General features: G+C 50.0%; 10 protein-coding genes. All 10 read right to left on the bottom strand.

The window, feature by feature from the left end; all coding sequences use genetic code 11:
• Positions 1-6 precede the first annotated feature (6 nt).
• Positions 7-339 (bottom strand): copper-binding protein, encoded by a 333-nt coding sequence (locus ACLBVC_RS14300; protein ID WP_410150179.1) that lies wholly within the window; start codon positions 337-339, stop codon positions 7-9.
• A gap of 100 nt (positions 340-439) precedes the next feature.
• Positions 440-859 carry a hypothetical protein gene (locus tag ACLBVC_RS14295; RefSeq protein ID WP_410150178.1) on the bottom strand — a complete coding sequence of 140 codons (420 nt, stop codon included), beginning with the start codon at positions 857-859 and terminating at the stop codon, positions 440-442.
• A 174-nt stretch (positions 860-1033) separates the two neighbouring features.
• Entirely contained in the window at positions 1034-2041 is a 1008-nt protein-coding gene (corA, locus tag ACLBVC_RS14290; protein ID WP_410150177.1) for a magnesium/cobalt transporter CorA, read from the bottom strand.
• A gap of 163 nt (positions 2042-2204) precedes the next feature.
• On the bottom strand, positions 2205-5300 hold the full coding sequence (locus ACLBVC_RS14285) for an ImcF-related family protein (RefSeq protein ID WP_410150176.1): 3096 nt from the start codon (positions 5298-5300) through the stop codon (positions 2205-2207).
• 6 nt (positions 5301-5306) lie between these two features.
• The gene (locus ACLBVC_RS14280; RefSeq protein ID WP_410150175.1) at positions 5307-6749 is read right to left on the bottom strand and encodes a hypothetical protein; all 1443 of its coding nucleotides are present in this window, start codon (positions 6747-6749) and stop codon (positions 5307-5309) included.
• Positions 6749-7012, bottom strand: a complete 264-nt coding sequence (locus ACLBVC_RS14275) for a PAAR domain-containing protein (RefSeq protein ID WP_104924718.1) — start codon at positions 7010-7012, stop codon at positions 6749-6751. Before ACLBVC_RS14275 ends, ACLBVC_RS14280 begins: the two co-directional genes overlap by 1 nt.
• Before the next feature lie 37 nt (positions 7013-7049).
• Positions 7050-7244 carry a hypothetical protein gene (locus ACLBVC_RS14270; RefSeq protein ID WP_410150174.1) on the bottom strand — a complete coding sequence of 65 codons (195 nt, stop codon included), beginning with the start codon at positions 7242-7244 and terminating at the stop codon, positions 7050-7052.
• Between the two features lie 78 nt (positions 7245-7322).
• Complete coding sequence (locus ACLBVC_RS14265) at positions 7323-9440, bottom strand: T6SS effector phospholipase Tle3 domain-containing protein (RefSeq protein ID WP_410150173.1); 2118 nt, start codon at positions 9438-9440, stop codon at positions 7323-7325.
• Positions 9377-10198: a T6SS immunity protein Tli3 family protein gene (locus ACLBVC_RS14260; protein WP_410150172.1), complete on the bottom strand. Its 822-nt coding sequence runs from the start codon at positions 10196-10198 to the stop codon at positions 9377-9379. The genes ACLBVC_RS14265 and ACLBVC_RS14260 overlap by 64 nt, the downstream gene beginning before the upstream one ends.
• Before the next feature lie 50 nt (positions 10199-10248).
• The coding region (locus ACLBVC_RS14255; RefSeq protein WP_458351915.1) for a T6SS immunity protein Tli3 family protein at positions 10249-10953 on the bottom strand (705 nt) is incomplete at its 5' end.

Below are 10953 nucleotides of genomic sequence, written 5' to 3'. Positions count from 1 at the left end.
TCCCGGTTAGCGTTTCAGCGGAGTCAGTGTCTGCAACTGATAAGCCGTGTCCGTTTTGACAAAGCTGAACGCCACCGGCGTACCGGCGGGCAGGGAGTTCGCGGCGATGTCCGGCGGCAACCGGAAATTCATGGTCATGGCAGGCCATTTAAGGGCAGGAATGGCGTGATGAGAAATCCCCACGCGGTCGGATTGCCATTGCGTGATCACACCTTCAGATTCATAGGTCTGAACGTTTTCCATCGCCATGGTGTGGCCGTCCATTTGCATCGTTTCTGCAAAGGAATAAGCGGAAATAAAGAAAAGACTAAAGAAAAAACTAATTAAAATTGGTCGCATGGGAATAACTCCAATACTGTCATATCAGATAAACGCCGTTATTACGGCAGATAAATAAGATTATTCAGATGCAATGAGATGCATCCGCAGACAGCAGGGGCTATTCACGGTATCGGCAGAACTGAACTTCAGCAGGCGGGGCTGTGACTTGTGGAGCCACCCAGTCGGCGGTGGTGAGCACCACGCTGGCATTAAGGGTCATGACAGCGAGTGCCGGGACAACCGGAAGCGCCACAATGGGCACATTTCCACTGTCTGACTGGGTTCTTTCCGGCACGCAGTGCTTTTCACACAGCACTGACTGACTTTGCATATGCTCTGGCGAATCAGGCATTTGCATGTATTCATTGTGCGACATCGTGGTGTTTTCCACCGGCGGGCGCATGTCGCACTGATGGCTGGCGAGAGCCAGCTGAGAATTCAACAGCAGCCAGCACAACGCGAACAGCAACGCACTGATCCGCTTGCCGGGCAAGCGCAGTGAATGCATAAACTGTGAAATCGCGGAACGCACTGACATATGAAGATTATTTCCGGAAGGAAAGATGCGAACAAGTATATAAGGAAATAACGCGAGGAGGGAAGGAGAAATAGAATAAGCTGGGGGTAAATTTGTCAGGATAATTAAAGAAGGCGAATAACAGTGACTTCTGTTATTCGCATGTTAATTAACGTGCCGGTTCAGGTAATAATATCAGAGCCAGCCCGATTTTTTGAGTTTCCAGTACAACCATGCGCAACCGGCGACCGTGACACCCAGCGTGACCGGATATCCCCACCAGTCGTCCAGCTCCGGCATGTTTTTAAAGTTCATGCCGTACAGGCTGAATATCACCGTCGGGATCGCCAGAATCGCCCCCCAGCCCGCGAGGCGCTGCACCACTTCATTCTGATGCACCGATACCAGCGCCAGATTCACATGCATGGCATTCGAGAGCATTTCACGCATATCGTCTGTGGTGCGGACTACCTGATTCGCGTGATCCTGCACATCACGAATGTAGGCGCGCAGGCTTTTCGGCATCAGCTCTTCATAATGGTGGCTGAGCTGGTTACAGATATCTTCCATCGGCACGGCGGCGTTGCGCAGCGAAAGCAGATCGCGGCGCAGTTTATACACCTGCTGCACGGCTTGCTGGTTAAAGGTGTTCTGGAACATCAGCTTTTCGATGGCATCGAATTCTTCGGTGTAGCGGTGCAGGATTTCCAGATAGTTATCGACGATGGAATCAAGCACGCAATACAGTGCGTAAGCCGGTCCTTTGTTCATCATCTCCGGGCGTTCTTCAGCATGTTTGCGGATTTCTTTGTAGCTCGACGACGCGCCGTGGCGGATGGTGATCAGGAAGTTCTTGCCGAGAAACAGATGCGTTTCACCGTACTCGATGGTTTCGTTCACCTTTTGCGCGGTGTGCGTGACGATGAACAGCGACTCGCCGTACTGCTCGATTTTCGGCCGCTGGTGGGCGGTGAGCGCATCTTCAATTGCCAGGTCATGCAGCCCGAATTCTTCCTGAATGCTGCGCATATACGCATCTTCCGGCTGCCACAAACCGAGCCACACGAATGTGTCCGGCTCTTTCAGCACTTCGCTGATATCTTCGACGGTGACATCCTGCAACCGCTTGCCGTCACGGTAGGCAACGCTGTTGATCACTGAATCGCAGCTGGGTTTTTTATCTTCGTTAGAAATGTCGTTCATTTTTCACCCGATTGTTATTCAGACGAAAATCCCGCCCGCAGGCAGGATCGTTTTCAATGTTTGAACAGAATAGCGCAGTCTGGTGGAAATGCGCTGATGGCGAGGGCTTTGCAGGTTCAGTCCGCTTAGGTTTTCGCGCTTTATATCGGCAACCGCCCCCGTTTTAGCGGAATATTGTTTCAGGGAGCCGGAAGCCATCAAGGCTCAGCACACAGACGGGGTCGTTTCCGACGGTAAATGCCAAGCGGTAATTGAGCGGCAGACCGTCTTCGGCGGTCCAGACCACTTGATAATGGGTGTCGTCCACCGGCGTAATGTTGGCTTTTTTCAGTAACCGGTAAAATGCCCAGGTGCCCGGCGTATCAAAATAGAGCCGCGCACCGGCGCGTGTGCTGGTCCACACCAGTTCGGCATTGGGATAATAGGTATCGCCCGGCCACTGAATGTCAGCCCAGAACGGCATCTGATTAAAATACACCAGCGTCTGACCGTCGATGCTCAGCTCGGTCTGCACCACGTCTCTGGCCGTACCGGCCTGAAGTTTGAAACGAAAACCCCAGCCGTTATCGTTCAGCGCATGACCCAAACGGTCGAGCTGATTCAGCTTACTGAGAAAGGCCGGGCTGACCGTCAGCCCCGGCGGCAGTTTATCGGCCTTCTGCCAGCGGTGGTCTTTGTACTCCAGCACGCCGTTCAGGTGCCTGCGGATAAAACTGACAATCTGGCCCGTTTGCGGATTGATAAAATCATTGAGCGCCGCCAGCGACGCGTCTTTCGGGCTGCCGGTGAACGGGAAGGTGTTATCGAATTCTTCATGCCAGTTCGCGACAATCTCCTGCTGCCACTGCGCCTCCATGTCTTTCACGCCGGTGGTCATCACGCCTTTCCAGGTCTGGCTAAGCGGCGCTAAAAACAGCGCCTGCGCCATCGGTTGCCAGCCGCTGCCCAGCTGAACGCGCAGGCGGGCAGGCAATTCAGAGACCGTGTTATCGATTTGCGTCCCGCGAAACACCGATTGCGACAACGCCGCCGTGCCGCCGCTGGCCGCCGACAGATTGCGCATCTTGTCGCGCAGGGCTGCGGTTTGCGACCGCCAGGCAGACAGCGTAATACCGTTATTTTTACCGGCACCGGTCGCCATGGAGACGATACCGCCGAACACCGGTTGCAGCGCGGGGTTCAGCTCAATGCGCCGTGCGTTCGGGCTGCCCGCCAGCCCTTGCCAGGCCAACTGTTTTATCAGCGCTATCTGCGGCGAACGGCTGACATCAGAGGCCAGCGCCAGTTGCTCCGCCGGATTGGCCGCCGCGCGGGCTTTCAGCTGGTTCAGCGTTTCCTGCCACGCGGTGCCGTATTCAGCAAAATAGCGCGCCGTTAAGCGTTCGCCTAGTGCGGCGGGCGAGAGTGACGTTTCCACCGGCTGCCCCGGCTCTGCCAGCACCCAGCCAACCTGTTCCTGACGCAGTTTTATCAGCGCCGCAATCTCCGGCGCTATCGCGCCTTCATACGCCTGACGGGTGAAACTGCCCGGCACTTCTGCGTCGAGGGTAAACATGCCCTGAGCGTCCTGACCGTTTAGCAACTGCGTCAGCGACAGATTGCCGAAGTTGCGCGAGGTGCGGTAAATCAGGGAAGCATAAAGTTTTTGTTCGGCATCCGCGCCGCTCATGGCGTTCAGCAATGACGCCCGCGCCTGAGCGACCGCCGCGCTGTCCGGCGTGATTTTCCCGTCAGGATGAGCGGCAAACTGTGCGGTGAAGAACGCAATATCCTGCGGCGCGATGTCCTTCAGTAACGGCGTCAGCTGTTGCACAACGTACTGCTGTGCTTCAGCACCGGGGGTTTTGTCGGGCTGAGCCAGCATCAGGTAGGTTTTCAGGGCGTCATAAGACGGTCTTCCGGCGGTCAGCGTCGCGAGAAGTTGCTGCTGTGCCGGTTGCACGATAAGCCGCTGGCTCAGTGCGGAATACTCCGGCCAGAGCGCAGGAAGCAGAGAATCCGTCACGTCCAGACCAAAGCGTCGGTAAATTGGCGTACCCTGTAGTTGCTGGCGCAGCAAGGTTTGCAGCGTGTGTTGCAACGCGGACAGTGCGGCAGGCGAGGGCGAGGTTTTCGTCAGCTGAACCTGTTCATGACTGCGCGTCACCAGCCGGTAATTACTGATGCCGGACACGATTGTACCCATGGCTAAAACCAGCATCGCGGCGGCGGCGGTCCACTGCACTATCGCCCGCGTATTCACGCCCACGGGATGTCCGGCGCGCCGGTTGATGTTCGCGGCCAGTGCCTGCCAGACGGGTGAACTGGCGCGCTCATGCGGGTCATACGCCCGTAACGCCAGCGCCGGGGAGAACGCCACGCCGTACAGCGGCAGCGGACGATAGCTGTTCAGCAGCGGTTTGAAAGCCGCCGCCCAGTCAGCCAGACGGGCCTTTAAATCGCTGGCCAGTTGCAGCAAAAACGTATGACGTAAATTCTCACTGATTTGTGCCATGCCCTGCGCGCGCAGCTCGGGAAGCAGGGATTCAACGGCGGGCGATAAAGATCCTGAGGTCAGTCTTTTATCTTCGAAGACGCCGACCAGCTGCACCGGACGTTCCGGTTGCGGCCATTTCTCTTCGCGCCGGTCCAGCAGATACACCGGCAGTTCCCAGCGCAGAAGATGGCGGACGATTTCATAACCGCGAAGCACGGAATCTGCCTGCGTCACCTGCGTATAGCCGGTTTCATGGCTGACCCAGATCAGCGCATCGGCGGGCGTATTGCGACGCAGACGGCGTAGCGCCTGAAGGTCTGCTGTATTGCCGCCGGCAGCCAGTGAACCGCCCCACAACAGCAAGGTATTGCCGACTGTCATCCAGCCAGACTCAGTCAGCCCCGGCGCGACCGCTTCAACATCGGCGTCTTCGCCCATGACCAGTAACCAGGGGAGTTTGCGCTTCCAGCGCAGGCCGTAGCGATTTCTCAGACTTGCTCTGAGCTGCGGGAAGTCAATGACCGGCTGCTGCTGAGGCGCTTCATTCTGCTCAACAGAGTTTGGTTTTAACGGCGCAATGAATTCGTCAGATGAACCTAATAAGAATATTACTGAAAGTAGTATTGCCGTTACCGCGAGAAGACTAAATGCGATCATCAAAAAAAGCGGCGTTTCTGTTTTAGGTGACAGGGCATGACCTTGCCCGATGATCACGAACAGGATCACCCCGAATATCAGCAACAGAAGCACAACGCCGACGGTGCGCAAAATCCCTTTGAACATTATTTGCTAATCCCTGAGTGACGCATTGGCGTCCTGTATAAATTGAGGCTTCTGGATGTTGCTGACCAATGTCCGCAGAACAATGACGCTGCCGGGCAACGTGATAAACAATGAAAAAACAAGGGTGGCGAATCCCCACCCGGAAAATAACCACTGCGGCCATGCATCCCCAACACACCAAAACAGCACCAAATTAAACAATAAACTCAATGCAACAGATCCCGCAGGATAGGGAGTTTGAGGCAAATTCTCTGCTGGATGGCGGATGACCGGTTCCTGAGCACCCACGACCATCGCCCAGGCATTTTTTCCGTCATGGTGGATAATCCACTGACCTCCCTGACCCTGTTCGACCATCTGTGCGGCTGCTCCCATCAATAATCCACCCGTAAGCGCGCCGTACTGGTCATTGTCTTTATCAAAGTCCAGCAGACCGCCCATGGGTGCAGAGGCGCGCAGTGGCAGTTTGAGTTCATAAACCAGAGTGCTGAGCTTTTGGCGCACGTTGTCTGTCAGTCCGCTGAACCAGAGAAGGCGTATCGATCCTGCCGGTTGTTGTTGCATATCCCGCTGTTCTGTCAGTTCGGAAGCTAACTGGTCAGTTTTGACCGGCATTGCCCGGAACAAACGCGTCGCCGTTTTGCTCTCAACGGCATTGAGCCGTGATGGCGGGACCAGTAGCAGCGCTGTGGCAATTTCCGACAGCGATTCATCCGGTTTTCGGTAATGCATCGCGAGCAGTAAAACAGGCTGGCGGGAGACAATGACTGACGCATTCCAGATGGGAAAAAGCGAAGAGTCAGGCAGCAGGTCTACAGTGAATTTTATGGTGGGGAAGCGTTCAGCCAAAACTGAGTACAGCTTATGTTGCTCGGCCTCATCAACCTCGCCAGACGTTTGCAGATAAACCGACACGTCTGCATTTTTAAGCATGGTATTCAGCGCTGGGGCGATTTCATCAAGCAGGGCATGACATAAGCGTTCAAAGCGATTTATTCCCGGTATCAGGGGGTCTTCAGGAAAGAGAACCTTTGGCATATCGGCTGCATCATCTGATGCTCCCTCCTTTTCAATACCCGCCTTGCGGGAAATAAGCTGACGATCAGATGTCAGCATTATCGCCTTTGCCACGCAAAGAGAGTCCTGCGCCCACCGTTGCCAGGCGGCAGACGTATTATGCTGCCACCATAATGCGTTAAAGCAGCACAGCGCCTGAATTTCCCACCCCAGTAAATAGAGTGTCAGGAAAAACAACGTTCCCGCCAGCGCATAACCGGTTAGCGGGAGATAGTAGCCAGACGCTAACGTTGGCAGGCCCTCAGCAGGGGAATTGAGCACGACCCATGTCAGCGATGCCAGAAACCCGGCACCGAGGATAAAAACGCAAATCCACGGTGACCATGCGGCCGCTTTTTCAGGCACTGGCGCTTTCGGTACTGACCATCCCATCAGCCGATCTCCATATCCTGCAGGGTGGCAATCACCACGGAACCACATTCTGTTTTGAAACCGTGCAAGACGATCCCACGTCCATTTTCTTCATAAGCAGAGGCATCGCACTCAGTGATGCGGTTAGTCCCATGCTCCGGACAGGTTACCGTGTCGTTCAGTAACGCGGCTTTCTTGCCTGCTAATTCAAAACTGGATGAGGCCGAGGAGACTTTGCCACCGTGTGAAGTGGGATCTCCGAGTACTACTGCGAATTTGCTCATGTTGGCTCCTTTAACCGATTATTTTTATCGAGCTGCCTTAACTGATTACAGGGATGCCGCAAGTCTGAGCAATGAACAAAATTACAAAGGTTGCAAGTATGGTAAAAAGCAAAACTATTGAAATATTTCCACCTGAGTTTATTTTTTTTATACAAAGCCAAAGCGCCAGAGTAAGGGCGCTTCCTATTATCAGGGCATAAATCCCCAATGCAAAAATGATCAACCCTGTCATATGAAATCCTTATGAAATTCGTATCCAGTAAGGATGGTTCTACAGAATTAGTTATAAATTTACCCATATTAATCATCCTTAATATTTTAGCGCATGCGGTTTTTCAGCAGCTTCTAATGCCTTTCTTTTATCTTCCGGTATGGTTTCTGTAGAAATAATGGACGGGATTGGCGGGATAGATAATTCCCCTTTATTAAAATAGTTGTCATAGCCTTTCGTCCAGTCTGCTCTGTCACGCAGTTCTGCCATAAATGCCTTGTCCCAGGTCGCGTCACAGAAGCCGATAGGTAAGTCGTAGGCCACGACTCTTTCCATAAATTCAGGACTATTTGGCAGGGTACTGTGATCTGTTGGTTGAGAAATATAGTCGCCAACGCGTATACGGCGTTCTTCGTCGGTTTCAATGCGCATAACTGGTTCGACTTTAGGGTAATCCCTACCTGTCTGACGATAGCTGCCGGTCGGCACTTGGATTTTAGGGTATAACAACACATAGTTTTCAAATGTATCGTCGTTAGGGACACCGCTTGTTTTATATTGTCCCCAGCCATTTCCAGTTCGAGACTGAGGGTTTATGTCCAATTTGTCATCATTACTTGGACGTTTTTCATCAAAACTTAACATGTTGAGTGCCTGAATTGGATATGGGACCTCTTCGGCATTAATATCGATAGTTTGATACTCAGGTGTGTTGTAGGTCAAAAGATCACCCCGGTCATCCCAGAATGGTTTACCGTCAGGTAAGTGTGAAAACGGTGTTTTTGCGTTAGGTTCACTTCCAACAGGGGTCGCACGCGCCATCATTCGCTGAAACAGATGTCCTTCATGCGCAGTAATAAGTTTGTGTGGATGATCACCGAATCTTGAATTAGGCAATCCTTGCCAGCCGAGGCTTGAAAGGGGAGATGACCCCATCACACGATCATGAGGGTTGCAGTAGATATAAAATCGCCCATGATTATCCCTCTCAGATATCCATCGGTCTGAAGTCTTAGTTTCTTTTCGCTGCTGTTTTTCAACTGCCGGGTACGTCCTTCCTGAAGAAACATAATCATACTCAGACGTTTCAGTAATAGTGACCTGAGGGATATTAGATTTATGTTTTATCAACGGAGTCCAGGGACTATTTTCCTCAGATTTCCCAACAATTAAATCATTGTATTTATCAGGTGTCAGAACAGTTGCTCGATCTGCAATTTTATTAATAATGGCTTCTAACGTTTGTCCCCGTGCTTTATCCGTTAAAATTTCTTTATCTGGCATCGACAGATAATCTGAGAATTTTGCTTCCATCGCATAAGGTGAGTTGAGAATAAACAGACTGTCCGGTGCCTTTTGAGCAAGAGCTGTTGCAGCAAGGGCGATCATGGTGCCCTGGCTGTGGGAAATAATACTGACTGTATCACGCGGGTATTTTTCACGAAGAGTATCCAGTAAATCTGCCAACCGCTTTGCTGTATGTGCGTAATATTTTCGCGGGGGAGCCGTAGTGAGTAAACGGTCGAAATCAGGGGCAAAAGTCTGTACTTTTAGTCCAACATGACGGATTTTTTCGTTAAAACCTTCATCCCCCCAGAGAGAAACTAAATTATTGGTACCGTTTTGGAACGGGCCGCCGCCCCAGAACCAGGGGCCTTTCGAACGTAGGGCTTCAGACGTTAACCCTTGCTCTTTTAGTTTGTGATAATCGTCATTTTGACGATTTACCAATGGAATTAGGTATTTACCTTCATCACCATCAGTTGAGCGATATCCCCAATAAAAACGGACAATCGGAGATTTTCCGATATTAACAAGTTTGCGATCTTTTTTATAATTGCTAGTATCAAAAGTATCATCACAATTATATTTATTAGGAATTAAAGCATAAGGGGTGTCATTCAAACCTAGTCGAGTGTTTAGTCCCTTGCAAATAGATTCCTCGGCAGTTGAGAACCATTCGCCAGTTGAATTCACACCATGCACAAAGATAATAATGCCGGGGTAGTGAGGTGGGTGTTTGCATTCAGCACGTACTTTAACATTTTGAGGCGACATACTGCTTCGGAATTGGGGTTTTCCGTTGTCATCAAAGACACAAAGTGCCAAGCGAGTGGGTTCATTGGATACAGGCATATTCATTAACATCCCTATTATTTCGAGGTATTTTTTCTGTGGGTAAATTTCACGCTGCTGGGCTTGATTTTTGGATTGCATGTGAATTTCACATCAAATTTTTCATTTTTAAAATCAGCGGAATTCATGACCGCACTACTGACATCTTCTCTGACCGGTTCGTGGTGGTTCAATGATATTTTTTTTATAGTCTGGGAAGAATCATTTACATCACCAACATAATAAAAATCATTTCCTACAAGGACGACTTTTTCCTCTGTAGGCCCGCTGAATCTTCTCTCGTAGTCAATTGCTTCGAATGTTTTTCCTTGATCTGTTGATACAAGAGCGCCTCTATAACAGCCATAGTTGTTATTACAAAATGACCAGGTGTTATCTATATAAGGGAATGCTAAATTCCCATTTGTGGATTTATTCAGTAAAAATCCTTTATAGGAGAGTATCATGTTTTCAGAGTCTTTCAGTTGAATCTGCTCTTCCCCCCCCCAATCTTCCCCTAATTTAGCGGCAAAAACATCCAGTTTGCTTTTTATACCTAGTGACGTGTCATTATAATAAACTTGCCCGCTTTTATCACACGCGATATAATTTTCTAATGTAAGAAAACGGTGTTCGTCTAGCCGATATATTATTTGCGGTTTTGCATTTGTGATTACAATTCGGTCATCATGACTTCCTTTTGAAGGCCCTGGCATTCCAGCGCCAAAACTGCCGCCTACGGTCGGGATCATTGAAACCACAATGTTCCACAATATCCATATCACAAAGATAACCACGGCAATGGTTATGACAATTTTCAACCCAAGTTCAGTGCCTTCACTTTTCTTTTTTTCACTCATAATCGAGTTCCATTTTACTGTTGACTATTATCATTTTCGCTAACTCCCTGTTAGTTTGAAATATATTTCACACGTCGTGGTTTAATCGTGTTGTCACAATGAAAATGGTCATCCTTGGACACTCTTTTGAAGTTAACCTTTGAAGATTCAATCCATTCATAACCATCTGAGTTTATTTTTGGTATTTCAATTTTTTTATTGTATTTATCGATTGTGCTATCCTTTATATACATAGCTTCATCGGTAATAATGATTTTTGCATCTGAACGTATACTTCCACTTCCGGTCCTTTTTGATGGTGCTTTGATATTATCGTAAATTGCGAAGTAAGTAGGGTTTCCATATTTATAATCAACGTCACGATAAGGGTAGGCAATGATGTTATCGCTGGCTGCATAAATAAACTTCCCCTTGAAAGCCATCACGTTATTCTCTTCATTTATAGTAACTTCGTTTTGAGGCCTTTTATCTGCTCCCTCATAACCAGCCAAAACCTTAATTTTTTTATTCGTGTCGTTGTAATAAACAAATCCGCCGTTGTTACAGTCCAGGTATTGCTCTAGTGTGAAAAAACGATGATCGTCAATGCGATAGACAACCTGTGGTTCTACATCGATTTCAACATCCCGGATAGCCCGGCCACCGGAACCGCTGGGGAAACCCGCGCCAAAACTGCCGCCTAAGGTCGGGATCATTGAAACCACAATGTTCCACAATATCCATATCACAAAGATAACCACGGCAATGATCATGAC

The organism is Rahnella selenatireducens (assembly GCF_046449555.1).
GTDB classification, from domain to species: Bacteria; Pseudomonadota; Gammaproteobacteria; order Enterobacterales; family Enterobacteriaceae; genus Rahnella; species Rahnella selenatireducens.
The sequence above is the reverse complement of the archived record's forward strand: the minus strand, read 5'-3'. Positions and strand labels throughout refer to the sequence as shown.

Excerpts from the sequence above, each read along its gene's own strand:
- ACLBVC_RS14280 (WP_410150175.1), bottom strand. The coding sequence starts at position 6,749 with ATGGGATGGTCAGTACCGAAAGCGCCAGTGCCTGAAAAAGCGGCCGCA.
- ACLBVC_RS14295 (WP_410150178.1), bottom strand. The coding sequence starts at position 859 with ATGTCAGTGCGTTCCGCGATTTCACAGTTTATGCATTCACTGCGCTTG.
- corA (WP_410150177.1), bottom strand. The coding sequence starts at position 2,041 with ATGAACGACATTTCTAACGAAGATAAAAAACCCAGCTGCGATTCAGTG.
- ACLBVC_RS14275 (WP_104924718.1), bottom strand. The coding sequence starts at position 7,012 with ATGAGCAAATTCGCAGTAGTACTCGGAGATCCCACTTCACACGGTGGC.
- ACLBVC_RS14260 (WP_410150172.1), bottom strand. The coding sequence starts at position 10,198 with ATGAGTGAAAAAAAGAAAAGTGAAGGCACTGAACTTGGGTTGAAAATT.
- ACLBVC_RS14300 (WP_410150179.1), bottom strand. The coding sequence starts at position 339 with ATGCGACCAATTTTAATTAGTTTTTTCTTTAGTCTTTTCTTTATTTCC.
- ACLBVC_RS14285 (WP_410150176.1), bottom strand. The coding sequence starts at position 5,300 with ATGTTCAAAGGGATTTTGCGCACCGTCGGCGTTGTGCTTCTGTTGCTG.
- ACLBVC_RS14265 (WP_410150173.1), bottom strand. The coding sequence starts at position 9,440 with ATGCAATCCAAAAATCAAGCCCAGCAGCGTGAAATTTACCCACAGAAA.
- ACLBVC_RS14270 (WP_410150174.1), bottom strand. The coding sequence starts at position 7,244 with ATGACAGGGTTGATCATTTTTGCATTGGGGATTTATGCCCTGATAATA.